The 20,540-nt window shown below is 37.9% G+C and carries 10 protein-coding genes; all 10 read right to left on the bottom strand.

What is annotated here, in order from left to right:
• Window positions 1-5: 5 nt before the first annotated feature.
• The 10 genes from K8P02_RS03360 to K8P02_RS03315 all read right to left on the bottom strand — a co-directional run bounded on the left by K8P02_RS03360 (window position 6) and on the right by K8P02_RS03315 (window position 20,498).
• Window positions 6-2,816 carry a SusC/RagA family TonB-linked outer membrane protein gene (locus K8P02_RS03360; RefSeq protein WP_223382004.1) on the bottom strand — a complete coding sequence of 937 codons (2,811 nt, stop codon included), beginning with the start codon at window positions 2,814-2,816 and terminating at the stop codon, window positions 6-8.
• 44 nt (window positions 2,817-2,860) lie between these two features.
• Window positions 2,861-4,597 (bottom strand): RagB/SusD family nutrient uptake outer membrane protein, encoded by a 1,737-nt coding sequence (locus K8P02_RS03355; protein ID WP_025867716.1) that lies wholly within the window; start codon window positions 4,595-4,597, stop codon window positions 2,861-2,863.
• A gap of 12 nt (window positions 4,598-4,609) precedes the next feature.
• The gene (locus tag K8P02_RS03350; RefSeq protein WP_025867715.1) at window positions 4,610-7,816 is read right to left on the bottom strand and encodes a SusC/RagA family TonB-linked outer membrane protein; all 3,207 of its coding nucleotides are present in this window, start codon (window positions 7,814-7,816) and stop codon (window positions 4,610-4,612) included.
• A gap of 4 nt (window positions 7,817-7,820) precedes the next feature.
• Entirely contained in the window at window positions 7,821-9,362 is a 1,542-nt protein-coding gene (locus tag K8P02_RS03345; protein WP_025867714.1) for a glycoside hydrolase family 28 protein, read from the bottom strand.
• A gap of 20 nt (window positions 9,363-9,382) precedes the next feature.
• A complete protein-coding gene (locus K8P02_RS03340; RefSeq protein ID WP_223382002.1) occupies window positions 9,383-11,335 on the bottom strand; it encodes a sialate O-acetylesterase in 1,953 nt (650 codons plus the stop codon).
• A gap of 20 nt (window positions 11,336-11,355) precedes the next feature.
• Complete coding sequence (locus K8P02_RS03335; protein ID WP_025867713.1) at window positions 11,356-13,563, bottom strand: alpha-galactosidase; 2,208 nt, start codon at window positions 13,561-13,563, stop codon at window positions 11,356-11,358.
• Between the two features lie 24 nt (window positions 13,564-13,587).
• Window positions 13,588-15,111, bottom strand: coding sequence for a sialate O-acetylesterase (locus K8P02_RS03330; protein WP_025867712.1), 1,524 nt, complete (start codon window positions 15,109-15,111; stop codon window positions 13,588-13,590).
• A gap of 56 nt (window positions 15,112-15,167) precedes the next feature.
• A complete protein-coding gene (locus K8P02_RS03325) occupies window positions 15,168-17,141 on the bottom strand; it encodes a T9SS type A sorting domain-containing protein (protein ID WP_223381998.1) in 1,974 nt (657 codons plus the stop codon).
• A gap of 40 nt (window positions 17,142-17,181) precedes the next feature.
• Window positions 17,182-18,543: an MGH1-like glycoside hydrolase domain-containing protein gene (locus K8P02_RS03320; RefSeq protein WP_025867711.1), complete on the bottom strand. Its 1,362-nt coding sequence runs from the start codon at window positions 18,541-18,543 to the stop codon at window positions 17,182-17,184.
• Between the two features lie 89 nt (window positions 18,544-18,632).
• Window positions 18,633-20,498, bottom strand: a complete 1,866-nt coding sequence (locus tag K8P02_RS03315) for a T9SS type A sorting domain-containing protein (protein WP_223381984.1) — start codon at window positions 20,496-20,498, stop codon at window positions 18,633-18,635.
• Between the last annotated feature and the right edge of the window lie 42 nt (window positions 20,499-20,540).

Here is a 20,540-nt window from a genome sequence, read left to right as displayed (position 1 = left end):
ATTTATCAAAACTGAATATTTGCTCCTAAACTCACCGTTCTTACTGCAGGATAACCTCCAATCCTTTCTGAATCATATCCGTCAACATTATCCACAGCAAAAAGATTGGTTCCATTCACAAAAACCCTTAAATCGGCTTTTGTTGCGGGAATAATATTTTTAAAAGTATATCCGACTTCTACATCTCTCAATTTCAAAAAATTACCATTACGCATCCAAAAAGTAGATGTTCTATAATTATTTTGTTCATTAGTAAGAGAAAGCCGGGGATAGGTTGCGGTATGTGCTGTCTCGTCCGAAGTCCACCGGTTCAATGCAAATTCCGAAACAGAACCATTGTTTTGAAAAGCCTTGTAATAACTAGCATCCAAATACACATTCCTATTCAACGCTGCATGGAAAAATGCCGAGAAATCTATGTTCCTATATGAAAATCCGAGATTCATCCCAAGCGTTATTTCCGGAATATTCGTATAACCGAAAGGAGCACTGTCATTATTATCGATAATCCCATCTCCATTCCAATCTTTATACTTCAAATCTCCAGGAACAACCTCTTTCCATGTTGGTTTTGCAACGTCCGGATTATCAATATCCTCTTGTGTATAATACCCCAATGATTCCAAATAAAAAGGTTGGTTGATACGATGCCCCGTCTTATACAAATGTCCATTATTCTCGGCCCTAATATCTTCAGACATATATAATATCTCATTCTTGGCCATCCACATATCTGTCTTTATATAATATTCAAAATCTTTACCGATACGGTCATGATAAGTAATAGATGCTTCAAAACCGGTATTTTTAGTTTTTCCAATATTCAGATACGGTAATTCTGCTCCCATATAAGAAGGAATACTCCGATTCGGTAAACATAAGATGCTCGACCTACGATTATGAAAATAATCGAACGAAAGATCCAATTTTCCTCCTAAATTCGCCTCAAATCCTATATTCATCTTTTTATCTTTCTCCCATGAAATATCCGGATTGGCCAATCTAAGCTGTCTGAAACCGGAAAAATTACTATTACTAATTCCAAAATTATACCCGTCTGCTCCTCCATATTCCTGATCATACATAAAGCGTCTGTCACCATTAATCTTATCATTTCCGGTCAAACCATATGATGCCCTGAGTTTCAAAAGTCTTATCAAATTATTTTCTTTCAAAAAATCTTCCTCTGAAATAACCCAAGCGATAGACCCTGCCGGGAAAAATCCGGCGCGATTTCCATTTTTAAACGTTTCAGCAGCTTGTAATCCCATAGAAAACTCACCTATATATTTTCGGGCATATGCATAAGTCATACGTGCTCCCATACCGACATGTATAAAAGGTTGTTGTTGTCCGTATGTCTCATTCTCATACGAATATAAAAGTAAAGCATCTATATCGTTTCTGCCAAAAGAACCTTTATAATTCAATGATCCCTCTACCGTCGTATTCCTCCATTGATCGGACATTGAATCATCAATCGTTAACTGTTCTTTTTTACCAAAAGGTTCAGAATACAAATATTTTCCTTCAACATCTTTACCCGTTAACGCATAATACTCATAATTAGCATATCTATTAGAATATCCCAAATAATAACTATTAAAAGATATAGCACCGGAAACACTAAGTCCGGGAAGCAGCATATCCAAATTCTCCGTCAACCTTAAAGCAGAATTAATATTTCTCGAATTTTGTTTCCAATAACCACGTTCTGTAATATTAGCCAACGGATTAGACCAATTACTGCTTCCCCCCCATGAATTATTAGGATTCATTACAGGAAATGAATTAGGGGGAAGCTGTTGTATACGGCTAAAAAGATCATTCGTATTCTTACCGGCACCTGTCCCTCCCGGAGTTATTTTGTCTTCGATAGCAATTCCCAATGTAATATGAGCAGATAAGTTTTTTGTAATATTCACATCCATATTAGAACGGATATTGTATCGATTATAATGCTGGTTCTTGGTTTTATCAGACATATCAGCCGTACGTCTGAGTAATCCGGAATTTCCCAAATAATTTAATAACACAAAATATTTTACAATATTATTTCCTCCTTGAAAATTCAAACCGACTTTATACATCTCGGCTGTTTTCCGTAAGGTCTCGTCGTACCAATCCACATTCGGATACAGATACTTATCCGTACCATTTTTATAAGCATTCAAAGCATCCTCATCATAAAACTGAGCACCATTATTCGCATAACCATAAGCCTCATTGTAAAGACGTGCATAATCATACGAATCTAAAAAATTCGGCATCCGGGTTGGCTGTTGGAATCCAATCTGTGCAGTAAAATTTATTTTTAACGGAGAATTTAAACCTCTCTTAGTATTTATCAGTAAAACCCCATTAGCTCCTCTCAATCCATAAATTGCCGTTGCGGACGCGTCTTTCAATAAAGTTACCGATTCTATTTCCTCCGGCATCAGTTGAGACAAAAGTGTTCTCAGATATCCATCTCCATCAATATATTGGGTTACAAAGCCATCAATAACAATCAAAGGTTCAGTCAATCCCTGAAAAGTACCAAGTCCTCGTATAAACAATTTATTATCAATAACTCCAGCCTCATCCGAACCTTGACTAATCGTTAGTCCCGGTAAACGGCCGGCCAACGAATTAAGCAAATTAGGAGTAAAAGATTTCGAAAGCTCATTTCCACGGACAGAAGAAATAGCACTGCTCGTTTTATATCTTTCCTGTACATCGTATCCAATGGAAGTTTCGGCACATATACTGTCATTTACAGCAAAAGTGGAAACAGATATGGAAAGAAAAGCAAAACACATTATATATTTAAACATCGAATTCATAATATCTATTTAAAAGTTCAAGAAATATAACCATATCAATATCCCGGATTTTGAATTAGATAACCTTTATCCATTTCACCGGTAGAAAACGGATGCCTATACATCTTACGGTTGAAAGTCCTCACTTCAAAAACATAAGGTTCATATCGACATTCTTTCGTACCATCTATCTTATAGATTTTAATTCCGTACATATCGCCTTTCATAATCCCTTCCTGTTCACATATTTCCCAACGTCTGACATCAAACAAACGATGTCCTTCCATACACAACTCTATAGCTCTTTCATTCCGCACTTTTTCTCTGAATTCTTCCTGAGTCAGATTCCGAGATAAAGAAGGCATACCCGCCCGCTTACGAATTTCGTCTACAGCATCATAAGCCTCTGTAGGCGGAGTATCATAATATTCATTCAAAGCTTCTGCGTAACTTAAATAGAATTCTGCCAATCTGAAAATACATCCTTTAGGTTCAACCTGCACATTATCTCTCCGGCTAACTGAAAGTGGTACCGGTTTATGCATATATTGCCCTGTAATACATTTATCATTGCCAGTCTGAGACATGTCCATAGAAAGATTATCCGTAGAATTCCAAGGTTGACCATGATAAGTTGCCGTCTGTCTGAAACGAGGATCCAATTCTTCATATTTTTGCATCAGATCATCTCCTCCATTCATATTCCATGTCTGCTGAGTTCCATCTTTCTTCTCATATTTCATAACAAAATTAAATGTCATACAAAGTCCTCCACCCGAACCTCCGACAACACTCGGTATTTGTCCATTCCATGGAAAGTGTCCTGTACCGACTTTTCCTCTACACTGATCAGCAAGAATTACCTCTTCATTATCCGGATTATCCCATACGTATAAATAGGATATATCCTTACCGCTTTCATCCTTCCTTCCTTTTACAAGAGCCACACCTGTCTTGGTAGCCTCATCAAGAACATCTTTAGCAGCATCTGCAGCCGCTTTCCAGCGCTCTTTATCATAATTTCCTAAAACTATCAGATCATTATTTGCACCAAAATTCAGATAAGGTTTATCTGTATTAAAAGTGGGACTCGCAGCATAGAGTAAAGTCCTGGCTTTCAAACACATTGCAGCCAAATTAGTGAGTCTCCCTCTTTCGGAAGTATTTAACTCATTTGGTTTCGGTAAAAGTCTTATAGCTTCTTTGCAATCATCCAAAATAAATTGAACGACCTCTTGAACCGTATTCCGTGGAATTTTAAGATCCCCTCCTAAAGCAACACGTTCACGAAGAATCGGGACACCTCCATATTTACGAAACAGCTCAAAATAATTAAGTGCTCGGATACAATACCCTTCTCCTTTGACACGACGTTTGAAAGCATCATCTTGAAAAGGAGCATCATCTATGCGTTCCAATATCGTATTAGCTCTTCGTATAGCTTTCCAGTGAGTCGCAAACCTAAGATCCCCTGTATTACTAGGATTCATTCCTCCAGCGTTCCACGGAGCTTGACACCAGTACCACCCCTGGGTTATCTCGGCTTCATCTGTTGCAGCTCCCGAACCGATATCACTCATATCATGTTGGTTCCAGTATGGAAAATCACTTTTTACTCCCATAAAATAAGTTCCGGCAACGAAATAATCGATTTGTATCGGTGACGAAAAAATCGTATCTTCAGTAACATCCACTCCGGGAGGTTTCTCCAAATATCCATCACATGATAAACATATTGTATTCAAGAATATACTTAAAAATAGAACAGCGGTTTTTATATATTTTTTTTCCATTTTTATTGTGTATTAGAAATTAATGTTAAGTCCCATATTAACCGTTCTTACTATAGGATACGGTTCATAATTATTATCGTTATAAGAAGGAACTTCCGGATCTTCACCTTTCCACAGTCCGCTCCAAGTAAGCAGATTCGTTCCATTCACATATATACGCGCCGACTCAATATGTACTTTTTTCAATATCGAATTGGTAAATGTATATCCCAATTCCACATTTTTCAAACGCAGATATTTTGAATCACGTATCCATAAAGTCGAATTCTGATAATTATGTTCCTGTGACCTGTTAGCCGAAACATGTGGAAATGTTATATTCTCGCCTCTTTCATATTTTTCTTGAGTCCAACTCCAATCTTTCAAGAAATCCAAGGCCGATCCATCTTGTTGCCAGCCTTGATAGAATTTCTTTGAAGCCTTTTTCGATGAGTTTGCCGCTCCTTGAAATAAAACGGAAAAATCAAAGTTCTTATAACTTCCTCCCAATGAAAATCCGTATGAGATCTCAGGGAAAGGGCTATAGCCAATAGGAACCATATCATTATTATTAATGATACCATCCCCATTCACATCCTTATATTTGACATCACCCGGTTGCAACTTATTGTTATTCCAGATAGATACCGGACGATTCGGATCATTTACCTCCTCCCAAGTATTATAAAATCCTTCAGCAATAAGTCCGAAATACTGTTCAAACGGTTTCCCTGTCCGCTGCATATACGGATAAGCCCTGTCAACCTCATCCATTTTCAATATCTCATTACGGGCAAAAGTAAACAGCCCTTTTATCCAATAATTAAAATCACCGATACGGTCATTATAAGATATTTCACCGTCAAAACCATAATTCTTCATTTTACCCAAATTATAAGCAGGTAAATCAGCTCCGACAATGACAGGTACACTACCTCTATTCGCCAGGATATTATCTCTCAATTCTCTAAAATAATCTCCCGTAAATTTAATTCTCCCTTCCCAAAAATAAAGGTCTACTCCGATATTCATTTTCTTCGCACGTTCCCATGTTAAATCAGGATTCCCTAATTTTCCTTCCGATGCTGTCAGATCCCATTTTTTATAATCGAGACCGATTGTTCCAAAATGATAAGCATTATTGCTTGCCGTAGCATTCGAATTATTATCCGAACTGTTATAAGTGTAAGCAGTAGGCAAATAGAGGAAGCGTTGGCCTCCAATCTTATCATTTCCAACTTCACCATAGGAACCTCTGATTTTAACATAAGTCACAATCTTATTTTCCGGGAAGAAACTTTCTTCGCTCAATACCCATCCTAAAGAATATGCAGGAAAGAACCCGAACCGATGTCCTTTTGCAAAATTCTCAGTACCATTATACCCGGCATTAAATTCAGCAAGATACCTGTTTTTATAAGAATAAGTAATACGACCTACCAAACCGGTATAAGCACTCGGAATCTTATATAATAAATTGGGATTATTATCTTTTGTTTGATTATACAACATCAAAGCACTTACCTTATGATCACCAAATTCTCCCGAATAATTCACTCCGGCTTCAAAATAAGTTCTTCCTCTTTGACTAAGAGATTCAGTAAGCCCATAAGGCGACGGAGTCCCTTGAGGAAGGAAACTCGGTGAACCGTCCGGTTTTTTCACAGCTTTATAAGTTTGAACCTCTTTGTAATAGCGGGTACTGTGCCAATTCCATTGTTGATATGAAATCATAGCGTGAACACTCAGACCTTTAAGTAAAAAACCAAGATCGTAAGTTGGTTTCACCGAAACATTCAACTGATTGGAATAGTTCTTTAATGCCCCGCTATTGATCATTATTCGCGTTACAGGATTTCTGGAATAATTATACCGACCATCCAAGTTTTCAATCACTTTACCATCCACTACTCCCGGCCCCGATGTAGGCGGATGTGCAAAAGCATACGAAAGAACAACTCCGGTATCCTCATTAGGGCGATTGACAAATTCCAGCTGATCAGATACATTCAGCGTTACATCGAGTCGTTTTGTTACCTTAAAATCAAAATTCGTACGAAAATTATATCTTTTATAACGTACTTGCGCATCATAATCAGGTACCAAATCTGTATTATTATACATACCACCTTGTGTAAAAACACCTAATGAAGCAAAATACTTCACTCTTTCCGTACCTCCTCTTAAGTTAATATTATGCTGAGTTTGAAGACTTGTTTCCTTAAACAGCATATCCACCCAATTCGTATTCGGATAAAATACAGGATCGGAATTATCTTTAAACTTCCGAATCTCCTCATCCGTAAATACCGGATCGTAGTTTCCAGTCAAATAACCATCATATTTCCGTGTTTCATTTAGTTGAACAGCCCAATTATATGCATCCATCGGCTCGCGTAAATTCGTAAATGAATTTATGGCATAACTGGTCGATACACTCAATTTAGGTTTCTCTACCATTCCTCGTTTGGTGGTTATCAATATCACTCCATTAGCACCGCGTACCCCATATACCGCCGTAGCCGAAGCATCCTTCAAAATAGCGACATTTTCAATTTCATTCGGATCGATATTATTATAGTTTGCCACTTCTATTCCATCCACCATCACCAAAGGATTCTGTAAATCACTATCATAGGAACCTGCAAAAGAACCAATCCCCCGGATTCGGATAATAGATTGGTCATTACCTGGCTCACCCGATTTCTGAACAGCTGTCAAACCAGGTAAACGCCCGACAAGAGCATTACTGATATTAGCCTGAGACGACTGTACCAATACCTTCGTATTCACAGAAGATATTGCTCCCGTAACAGTCTCTTTCTTCTGTACTCCATAACCTACTACTACGACCTCTTCTACCATATGGACATCTTCAGTCATAGTAATAAAAATATCACCCAAGGTTTTTACTTTATAAATTACCGTACTATAACCTAAATATGAAAATTCAAGAGTAGCACCTACCGAAGCCTGAACAGAGAATTTTCCTTCTACATCCGTAATCGTTCCCAATGTTGTACCTTGAACCAATACAGTAGCTCCGATAAGAGGCTCTCCCTTTGAGTCTACTACTGTACCTTTCAATGTCTTTACGTTTGCAAAAGTAGTCTCAATCGTATTCCCAGCCCATACAGATGTCATTGAGACGAGCAGAAATACCAAACATAGATATAGGAATCTCTGTTGAAAGAATCCTAAATTCCAACATTTAATACCGTTTTTCGTGTGTTTTTCCATTTTATTATAATATAGAATTTAACCTGTAAATTGTTCCTTCTTTTACTGTTTCCCCACATTCTGTCTCTTTCCGGACTCTATCAAAATTGACGGATCTAACATCGATACGTCTACTTTTTTCACCATCGATCTTTAAAAATAAAGGAGCTTCTTCCGATGTACGAAACCCGGAAAACACAACATCCGAAGACTCATTCAAATATACTATAGGGGCCTCTCCCTGAGGAAGATCGACCTGAAAATTATTCAGACTTACATTATGCACATCATCGAAAATAAATGCGGGTCTATAATCCGGTTTCCGTAAACGACATTGTATGTTTTCCATCGTCAGATTCTTTACATGCCGAATATACAGACCGTAAGCCGGCAGTACCGGACCGAACATTCTATTTTCGGGATACTCATTTATCTTTTCCGGAACAACAATAGAAGCATCGTTTTCATCCGCCCCTCCTGTATAGCTAAACATAATATCTCTGAGAGTAACATTTTCAACATAACTACCGGGGATTCCCGTTATCGATGAAGTTATTAAACTTTGATTCTCAGCCACGATATTTGAAACGATAATATTCTTTAGTACTCCTTTTCCCCTACGGTTTCCCAAACGGATAAACAGGGGAGTCTGTACATCCTGCATCGAAATATTATTGATAACCACCCGGTCCATTGTCCCACCGTCAACAACCTCAAGTGCTATACCGGAAATAACTGTTGTATCTGCAGAAATACCCCTTAACATCTTTCGCCAGTTACGAACATTGTTTTCAGAGGCTTTCTTTATAACACAGTTACTGATACTTATATTCCGAAAAGTACCAAAAGATCCGGTACCGAATTTAATACCATTGCAATTGGAAGCTATAACACAATTAGACACTGTCACATGTTCCACATCAAATCCGGGAATATCCGTTTTAAAACAAATGCCATCATCATCACAGTCTACGATACAATCAGATATGACGACATTCCTACTGTTAATATCAATTCCGTCACAATTATGATTACCATGAGAATAGATCCTTATATTGTTCACAATTACCCCATCGTTATTGGCACAACGTAATGTCCACGATGCAGAATTATAAAGAAATACATCCTTTACCTTGACATTGGAACAATTCTCGAACAATACAACATGAGGGCGACGACCTTTATCATCACCAAACTGGAAGTTTTTATGATTACCTTGTCCATCAATACATCCTTCTCCCTGAATAGAAGTATTTTTGATATTTTCTCCGACAACAATAGCGCGTCCTTTGTAAGCTTTAGGATCAGTTACTCCCTGTAATACAGCTCCATTATGCAGGAATAAATGAACATTACTCTTAAGGAATATCGTTGTGGTTAGATAAGTTCCCGCAGGAACATACACCGTTCCTCCTCCACTCAATGCGCATTTATCTATAGCAGCCTGTATAGCTGCCGAATTATCCCGGGAATTCTGTTTTGCGCCAAAATCCAAGATGGACATATCGGCAGCGTTCACTTGCATTCCCCATATTAAACATAGCAGACTTAATATAACCTTTTTCATTGATCTTGTTTTTAAGATTACTATTTATTTTTTGTACATTCCTCCCATGAATCAGTGCGGAAAGGCACTGTCAACAATCCTTCTTTATTATATAAATTGGCTCCCGGATTATTAGACCAAGCATAACGGACAGCAACAGGATCTTTTACCTTATCTGAAAACACCACTACCTTATCTCCTTGGATATAAGCTTTCGCCCACTCAAATTTCCGGTCTTTACCGGCAATAGAAAAACCTGTGACATATCCGTATTTATTGTTTTTAGTACACAATCCTTTTTCCGCGTTATCAAAAGATACAATAATTGTATCCTTTTCCTTCCGAAACGATTGATATACAGGTCCCTCACATACCGTGTCTGTTTGACCGTATGTTTTATTCATTGCCACCAACGCAAGCCGTCTGCCCACTTCCTGTTTATTCACCGGATGTATATTATATGCTTCACCGATATCATAAATAACAGCCTGTCCTGTTTGCGGCAAAGTTAGCGTCATTGTTTGCGCTTCGCGTAATTCAGCCCATGGGCTATCCTTAGGTAAGATATCTTCCGAATTTATATTCGCTAACGATACCCAATAAAACGGAAACACGTATCCCCATTGCCGACGCCAGTCATTTATCAGATTCGGAAACATGGTTCTGTATGCATAAGCCCGAACCGTATCGTGTTCGCCCTGATACCAGATCACCCCCTTTATACGAAACTTTATCAACGGATGAATCATCGCATTATACAATAGCGAAGGCGCAATATTCGGCCCTATTTCCACATAACCATAATCCATGCTGACAGCAGACTTTTTATATTTCCACTTTTCCGATAAAGGAAAATGAAATTTATTCTTCCCCTTTGTTTCAAGATAATAGTTCTCCGGTTCGGAGATAAAGCCTCCCGTATAAGAGGAATTATTAACCCGAACCGTTACCGTATTCTCCCCTGCTTTCAAAAGCCCTTCGGGTATATCATAAATACGCCGTTTATCATAACCGTATCCTTCTCCAATTTTCACACCGTTTATCCAGACAATATCACCGTCGTCAATAACTCCCAACGATATGGTACCCGACTCTCCAACCACCTTTTCCGAAAGGTTTATTTTCTTACAATACCACACATTTCCTAACGAAGTTCCCAGCTCTGTTCCCATCCACGCTCTGGGAAGATTTACCTCTTTCCACAAGGATATGTCCGTCTCCGGCTCATACCATTTCTCGGCCATACCGATATCATTAGCCAGTGCTTTTTCAAATCGTTTCTTATTATCGGAATTCTCTCTTTGGAATTTTCCGAAATCATTTAATGCCAATTGATTATAATCGGCCGACATTGCCGGTGGAAGCATATCAAATGCTTTTCTGCTTGTCCATGTCCTTACTCCGGTAGCTCCCCAAGACGAATGTATAATTCCAATCGGAATATTCAATTGTCTGTAAAGTTCACGCGCATAATAGTATCCTACAGCCGTAAAATTGCCAACAGTAGAAGGAGAACAGATTTCCCACTCACCTGCCATATCTTCTTGAGGCGATGCGTTCACAGTCCGTGAAACATTCAGAGAGCGAATCATCGGATAATTGGCCGCTTCAATCTCTTTTGGAGCATTTGCGGACAACTTTACCTGGAATTCCATATTCGACTGTCCACTACAAACCCACACGTCTCCTATCAGAATATTTTTGATTTTAATCTCATTGCTTTTACCTGAAACAATCATCTCGTAAGGTCCGCCAAAAGGCATTTCTTTCAGTTGAAGTTCCCAATAACCGTCATTATTTGTACGGGTTCTCAGGTTTTGCCCATTAAATATCACAGTTACCAGTTCTCCTTTGTCTCCCCATCCCCATACTTTGACAGGAGCATCCCTCTGAATAACCATATTATCGGCAAAAACACCGGATACCTTAATCATCGCGGATAAATCAGCAATGCCCAATAATCCAAGAATAATCACTACAAATTTTCTTATCATAATCCGATTCTTTAACATTATCAATTAACTTCTGTAATCATAAAAACAAAGCTATCAAACATGGCACTATCATTTACATTTATCCCCATCTTCATCAATTCTTCGCCTGTAAAGATCTTGTCATTTCCCCAAAAGGAACTTTTCTTGCCCATTCTGTTCAGTTCTGTCAGTTTATACTTCTTTTTTTCGTCCAAGCCATCCAATTTAAATTCCAAGAAACAATCTCTACCGTGAAATTCGAAACTATAAGCAAACACAACTGCATTTTTTTTATCTTTATCAACATACATGGATGCCGCCCATCCGCCCTCATCATAAGGCGAAACAAGCCGGTATAAGTCACCGAACTGCACTATCGGACGAATCTGTTTATAGGTTTCTATCGCGTTTTTAGCAAAAACACGTTCATCGCCCTGCAAATCTTCAGGTTGTAGTTCCATGCCCAGACGTCCGGCCATAGCCACATCAAACCGATACTTCAGCGATGCATGCATTTTTGTTTGATGATTAGGACTGATCGAAACATGAGCACCCGTAGCGATAGCCGGAAAAAACATATTAGTACCGTATTGAATAAATATCCGGCTCAGCGGATTCGTATTATCACTGGCCCAAACTTCATCATGATACTTTAAGGCACCAAAATCCAAGCGTCCTCCACCCGATGAACAGAGTTGAATAGTGATATGCGGATATTTTTTACGTACTCTGTCATAAACAGAATATAAACCATTAATGTAATCCACCCAAAAATGAGACTGCTTGTCAGCCGGAAGATATTCCGAACCGGCACGATTGATAAAACGGTTCGAATCCCATTTGATGTATGAAATATTAGACGAACTACTTACTATATCATCAAATGTTTCGACGATAAAATCCTGTACCTCCGGATTCGTCAAATCCAATACACATTGGCTTCTGACTAATAAAAGCTCCCGATTACCGCTTCTAACGATCCATTCCGGATGTTTTTCGGCTAATTCACTTTTAGGATTCACCATTTCCAACTCTACCCAAATCCCGAACTTTACACCTTTCTTATGTGCATAATCCGCTAAATGACCGATCCCTCCGGGAAGTTTTTTCTTATTCACCTGCCAATCCCCCAACCCGCACCGATCATCATCGCGAGGATATTTATTACCGAACCAACCATCATCAAGAACAAACATTTCAATACCGAAATCAGCAGCAGCATCAATCATCCTTTTCACCTTTTTCTCATCAAACTTAAAATAAGTGCCTTCCCAACTGTTCAAGACAACAGGACGTATCTCATTCCCATGCGCCAATGCGTACTTACGACACCAGTCATGATAATTTCTTGAAATCTGCCCACGACCGCAAGAGCTATAAGTCCAAATCATTTCCGGCATTTTAATTTTCTTTCCCGGTTCTATCAGGAGCATCGAAGCATATGGATTAATCCCCCCTACCATATGCAATATACCATATTTATCAAGTTCGAAAGTCATTTTATAATTCCCCGACCAGGCTAATGATCCGGCATATATCTCACCTGTTCCCTCTTGTGCCGGAGCATCTGCCGAAAGCATAAAGGAAGAATTCACCGACTCCGTTGTCAAAATCCCGGTCCGTGCTTCTATGCTCTTTGTTCCCGGTGTCAACTGCTCTTCTTTCATTTTCATTTCAGCTCCCCATCCTCCATAAAAATGAGTGAGATAATAAGACTTACGATGTAAAGGAAGATAAGCCGAAGCTATTTTTTCAATCTTGATGGCATCTTGTTCTCCATTTTCCAATTCTATGTATTGAGCGATAATATTCTCCTTTTTATATGCCTTAAATACAATATTGACAAAAAGAGGATATAATTTATCTTTAAGTCGAATGGTCGTCTCAGATACATTATCATCCATGTTTATCGTATTATGCTCTACATAATATAGATCGGTAGTAAATACTCCATCAGCGTGTGTCAACTGCAAAGCGGGATCCAAAAAGTCTCCGGAAGTAGGAAAAATCTCCGGTATAAGCGAACGACCATCACGCCTGAGCTTGTATTCCTTATTTAAAACAGTAGTCCGGCTATCGGAAACCAATCTATCTCCAAAATACAGAAAAGAGACCTTCTTATTTTCCGAAATAGTAAAAAACATATTCAATCCGGCCGTTTCTATAGTTATAAAATCCATTGATTTCGCACAAACTTCCACTCCGCACAGAATAAACGATAAAAAAGTAATCAATACACACTTTCTCATATCATCATAATATTAGTTTTCCATTTATTTTTCAGACATTCTCACCGGCAGGGTAAAAGGAAATGCCGGTAAGCCATTTTTATTATATAGATTTGCGTTCACGTTATTTTCTACAGCATAACTCACCTTTACCGGATTCTGAATATTTTCACAACCTATTATTAATTTATTTCTTTTAGTAAAAGCTTTCACTTTTCGCTTTTCTCCGGTAGCATCAGTCACCCAAATATCATTTAGTTCCCCTCCTTTTATGCGCAATTCTTTCACAAGATTAAAGCTCACTACTATTTTATCTCCTTTAGCCACTGCTTTCTCCGCCACCGGATAATCTGCAATTTTTTTTCTCCCATATATCTTACTCAATGCCATATCAGCAAATCGTTGTCCGAAAGGCAATTTATCATCCGGATGTACATCATCCGCATTTCCAATATCAATCGTACAGATGACATAAGTATCTTTTTTCTCACGTGCCTTTAACTGTGCATCTCTCAAAATCGCTGCCCGTTCGGCAGACGGATAGTTAAAATTGGTCAGTTGCCCGACAAGAACAGGAAAATCCAAATGGAAACCGGCTCTCCAACTATCAATCATACTCTGCAATTGATATTCATATTCATCGGCCCATTCCACACTATTTTCTCCTTGATACCAGATCAGCCCGGATATGGTATAGGGCATGCAAGGATGAACCATTCCGTTATAAAGGGAACCGGGCTTACAATGCGGTCGTTCCAGCATATGAACACTTTTCGGTTTTTTAACAATCTCCCGGGCAGTACCTTTTGCCAAATTTTCTTCCTGCAAAGCCAATTTCTCTGCGTATGCAATGCTATCATGCGGAAAATCCTTCTTCCATTTCCACCATCTGTCTGTCGCTTTTCTCAAATTATCGTCAGAGGCCTGTAAATCATAAGAAAGCCATGATTCAATACCTGTTCCGGCCCAAGAGGCAGAAATAATTCCAATCGGAACATTTAACTGTTCTTGTAAGAAAACGGCAAAATGGTAACTCATAGCCGAGAAATGTCGAACAGTTTCAGCATTACATTCTTTCCAAACAGCATTCTTACCAAAAACAGATTCCTTCCGGTCTGAGACATGACGCGGAACATGAAACAAACGAATATTGGCATGGTCGGCATTTTTCAATATGTTTTCAGCATTCTTTTCTTCTATGATTGACCATCCCATATTAGATTGCCCACTGGTAAACCAAACTTCACCTATTAAAACATTATTCAGTTCTATCCGGTCCGTTCCATTGATCAATATATGATAGGGTCCTCCAGCTTCAGGGGTAGAAATATACATATTCCATTTACCATCCAATCCGGTTTTTGCCACATACTTCCTATTATTCCAACTTGTCTCTACGGATATATCCGTCCCTGGCTCGTCCCAACCCCAAAATGCAACTTTTGATTTCTGTTTCAAGACCATATCATTACCTATAAGTCCAGGCAAAATAGTCTTTGCATACAAAGTACCGAATGAAGTGATAGAAAGAAGAAAAATCACCAGAAGATTTACAAAAAACTTTTTCATAATATTAAATATTTTCAAAACACAGGAATTACTGCATAAAAGTATCCTCTGTAATATCAGAAAACAGAGTACTTTTTAGAAAAACTCTCATCATTACAAATAAGATTAATAATATAAATCCCCTGTTTAAGCCGATGTAAAGTAACCGAAGAATATCCAGAAAAAGAATCTTCAAGAATTAACTGTCCATAAGCATCAAAAACTCTCATTTTCACCTGTTTTTCTTGATATCCATTTAAGCTTACATATCCATTATTGTCTACACGAATCAATTTCTCCCCATCGTGTTTTATTTGACTCAACCCTGTCCCCACAGGATCTTTATCCGTAACAATATTTTTCACATACTTCGTTACATACTCCATATCATTCCGAATTAAAAAATTCTGTCCATGATCTCGTACCCAAGTAGCAGGTTCAATCGTATTCTTATAAAAATAGCCACCATCTATCGCATTGAGAAACACACACGGTTTTGGACAATTCTTTATCGTATTACGATGAATAATGATATTCTTAAAACCACCTGCAGGTGCCAAATCACCATTCGACGCTTCCAATACTACGGAAATAGCAGCTGCCTGAGAACGCTTCAAATTTTGGCGGAACATACACGTTTCTATGTGATTACCACTTATTTCCAGATTTCTCGATAGTCCTGCCTCCATCCAATTAAATTCAGGAGCAATAATTATTGCACCGGCACCAGTATATGTTATTTCATTATTTTGTATTTTTCCATCTGATGATTTTATCAATATTCCTCTTCCCGGAACATGGCCAATTTTATTATTGATAACCCGGAACCCCGCCCCGATTCTGTCAGTTGAATAAATCACATCACCCGGAGTGACATTACTAACTTTATCCCAATCTTCCGCTGAAAAACGAACCATTACAGTTCTTATATACCGGGTATCTTTAATATCTTTAAAATAAGACAAACATTTCTTTATATCCTCTGCGGTAGGATCGGCTGACAACGTCACTCGTGTGGGCTTAGCCTCTCCACGATAGACCCCATCATTCGAAACAACAACAACATTTTCATCTTTCTTGATAGTTACATCTGCAAGATTATAATCCCTTGCCAAAATATACAATTGTTTATATTCTTTATCTACCCTATATACCGGATAAAAATTCCCGTTAATTGCTATCGGGTCGTCATTTGTATACTGAATAACACATTCCTCTATAGTAGGTCCTATTGTCGCATGCTTACTATGAATTCCATCAGCAATACCAGGTCGTAACCTATCTTGAGGATATTTGGGATCATCTACTTTCCGATCGATAATACAACGATAATAATGTGTATTTTCACAATAATGTTCGGCAAAATGAAAAGCAGGAGAATCATAAATGGTTATACCGGACATTGTCAGATTCTTACAATGATTCATAATGATACAATGACCAACATAAGTAGTAGGAATATTATTGAATACAACAAAATCACCGACTTCATAAGTTCCGACCTTAGGCATTGTCAAATTTACCTGTACTTTACGATCCTCTAAATAAACAATCGGATCTTTTATTTCATTGGTATAAAGATTCCAAATCAACTCCCGGGTATTTTTATCAAAGAAATGTACTCTATTCTGCACTGTTTCCGGATTCAGCATCGGATACCCTTCATGTATCTCCACTTGAAGTGTCTTTGCATCGGCCGACATTTGAGTAATCGTACCTTGTGTAGAGCAAGGCGGATCATACTCTATTGTCAAATCAGAAAAGACCATATCTTCACAATACTCAAAACTAAAAGCCTGTTTCTGATAATTACAAATAATTGTCGAACCATTTCCCTTGACCTGAACATTTTTTTTATAACTAAATAAGTAAGGTTGTTTTCCATCTTTCAAATCAAGGATGTAGGTTCCTTTGGGAATATCAATCACAGAATTATTGATTTGAGCATCAAGAACAGTCCGTAGATCCCCATTTACTTCTCCCGCATTGCTCGTACAAGAGATCATTCCCAAAAAGAATAGTAAACCGAAAGATTTCATTTTATGTTTCATAAGTATTTTATTGATTCTTTATTTACTCGATTTTTACTTTTTAAAATTCATCAACCAATGGCCTATTCTCCAGCCATGCCAACATATTCATAACCAGATAATTCCAATTCTGAAATCCAGGATTTAGTATAGGCTCCCCATTTTCAGGCTGATAATACTCGTGTAAAGCCCCGAAACGTTTAAAATCACGTCCAAATAACTTTATAGTTTTCTCGGCCAATTCGTACGCCTCCTCTTCATACCTATATTTCACCAACCCTTTCCAAACCATATAATTCGAAATCCCCCACACGGGCCCTAACCAAGATGACGGATTACCGGTAGCTTTCAAATTATACATCTTCTCCATTTTAGAAAGAGTTCTGATGCCATACGGAGCATTAAAGGTTTCTGCATTTTTTAAATGTTCCCGAACGATTCTTTCCGATTGTTCCGGCGTTGCAATATCTGCCCACATGGCCAAAAAGCCTGACCAAACACCAATTCTCATGATCAGACAATCCCAATCACGAGGCATGCCACTATGTCTCTCAAATGCCTCCGACCCCCTTACAGGCAATAAATTCAAATCTACACTATAGAAGAAACCGTCTCTTTCATCCCAACAATGCTTTTGAATAGCTTCTCGCAAATCTGATGCATTCTTTTGATATTGAGGTGCGATCTCAAACAGACCCAACCTTTCGCACAAATAAGCTACAGCTTTCAATTCCTTATACATCAAACAATTTAAAAAAATAGATCCGGAGCTTCTTGCCGGACGATAATAGGTACACGGATCATTATCTACTCCGATAGCTACATCATTTTGCCAATAATATAATCCGGTAGCCCGATCTCGATGATGGTTAATATAATTATTCACAAAAGTCTGAAGATAATAAAATTTAACTCTAAGCCATTCGGCATCACCACCATTGAGTTTTGTTAAAAATGCAGCATGTTGAGCCAAACATGGCTTATGCATATTCGTTTTATAAATTTCTTTAGGTTGTATTTCGGCTCTCACAGATTCCCGCTTTATATTTATAGGTATCCAACCATCCATTCCTCCAAATTCCAAAAAATTCAAGATACAACCTTGCTCATATTCTATGGCTTCTTTCGAAGCTTTATCATTACCTATATCCAACAATATCTGACGTAGTGCTATATTAGTCAGCCAAGAATCCCAATCCCATAAAACATCGGAGTATTGATTGCTTCCCGGAGTAATAAAAGGATATTTCAAAGCCATCCCCTCTTCTCTGAACATTCCTCTGTAATCATTGTAAATACATTTTTTTATGATAGAACTATAATCTCTCCATGTTTCTTCTTGTTGAGAATAAACAGAAAATATTGCTATCGAAAATACAATAAATAAAGAAAAAGCTCTTTTCTTTTCCAAGAATTTATCCATAGTTACAGGATTTAATCTTCAATAATTATTTTATATAATTCACAGAAAGGTGCATAAACCTTTTCAAAGCACCTTTCTGTGTTTTATTTTTATTTCAAGATCTTTTCAGAATATACCTTTCCATTTTTATCTACTATCCGCACGATGTAAATACCTTTTTCCAGATTCTGTATGTTAACAGATGTAACGTTCACAGCACTAGGAATGCACGGCATACCAAAAGATGTATACATTTGAACCGATGCAACTTCTTCAGAAAAATACAAAATACCTGTAAGATGATTCAAATAAACATGAACCTGAGAATCCACTTTAAATTCATTGACAGAAGAAACAACTCCATTATACTCGAAAGCACCTAAATCTCTGGAATTACCAGTTTTAGCAACACCTCTTATATCAGTTTGCGGAATCAATTCTTCTCCTTTATATATCAACGAAGAAACTCCATTATCAATAGCATATCCTTCAGGATCATTGATCTCGATATAAGGAATACCTTCTGTCGGTTCGGTTAACTTACGATTAATTCCCACTTGTTTCAGTTTCTGGTCAGTAGACTTGCCGCGAACACTTTTGTTGTTATTTGCCGTAGCAATATCTTCATTATTAAAATGATACAAAAATCCGGCACCCCAAGTCGCATCATACGCTCCACCTACACCATCAATCAAATTATTCTTAATAATATATTCACCTGTCGATCTGGCATCTTTTTCCCGGATTGACCATCCCCAACCTAACTGGTCAACCATTGTTCCGTCACCTTTATCAATAGGTTCTATCATACAATCCAACATAATATTATTTACAAAAACCAAATCGAAATCACCACCAAAGTCACTGAAATTTATGGCATTCTGGTCTGTCTGAACTAATCCGTCAACACCAGTATTGTTCATCATGGACGTATTGTTTACAAAAACAAAACTTCCCGACATCCCTACAGTAGGCGCTGGTTTCTGAGAAGTAATAAGATTCGCTTGTGGGCCTTCCGTACGATTTTTGTAAAATACATTATTAACAAACTTCAAGTTTACATTTCCTTGTTCGCATCTTGCCCAGTGCATGAATCCACTGGCACCCACAGACTTATTGTTTGATACCGTACAATTCATAAATGTTACATTCGCATCACATTCCTCATTAAGGAATAAACGTATGCCACCTCCTGTAGCATTTCTGGCTGTATTAGTAGCCACGTTAGAATCAAAATAACACTTATCAAAAGTAATATCCATCTCCATACCTTCTATGTATAAAGCACCTCCGGCAGCTCCACTACCATTTTCAGCCACACCGTCTCCCGTTTCATTATTTCTGAATATACAATCTTCAAATCGGGCATAAATAGGATTCTCAGATTCTCTCAGACAAACGGCACCGCCTTGATAAGCTTTACATCCTTCAAAAATTGAATTTTTTACAACCAGTTTACCTTCACTGCAAATGGCGCCTCCACGGCAGTTTACTCCAGTAGTAACCACTCCGTTTCTCACAACAACATTATTAAGATTCAACTCCGAATATGGATCTACGTATATCATACCACCAGATCCGGTTCCCCCATCCCGATGCAAATTTTTCAGCGTAATATCTTCCAAGTTCAACTTCACTCTTTTCAAATCAAAGAAACTTGAAACATTCATTTCTCCATCATTAAACTCATCGTCATTCACCCCCATTATTGCAGCTTCAGGAGTACCCCCTTTTATTGTAACTTCTTTGATAGTAGCCTCCTTACTTACGTCAATTACCGGGTCCAAATAGATTTCATCCAATACAATAATTGTACATCCATCAGTCCAATTATCAGCATTTAGTGAATACCAAGGTTGCTCTTTAGTTCCAGGATTATCATCACTTCCACTCGAACTTACATAAAAAGTTTCTTGGGCTGATAAATTAGACTGCCAGCACAATGCCAATACCATAGAGTAAAATAAGTTTTTCATAAATTTCAAATTTTAATGTTTAACATAAGCTCTATTACTACA

This window comes from Bacteroides nordii (assembly GCF_019930665.1).
Classification (GTDB): Bacteria; Bacteroidota; Bacteroidia; order Bacteroidales; family Bacteroidaceae; genus Bacteroides; species Bacteroides nordii.
This window is presented reverse-complemented; position numbering and strand designations above follow the sequence as displayed.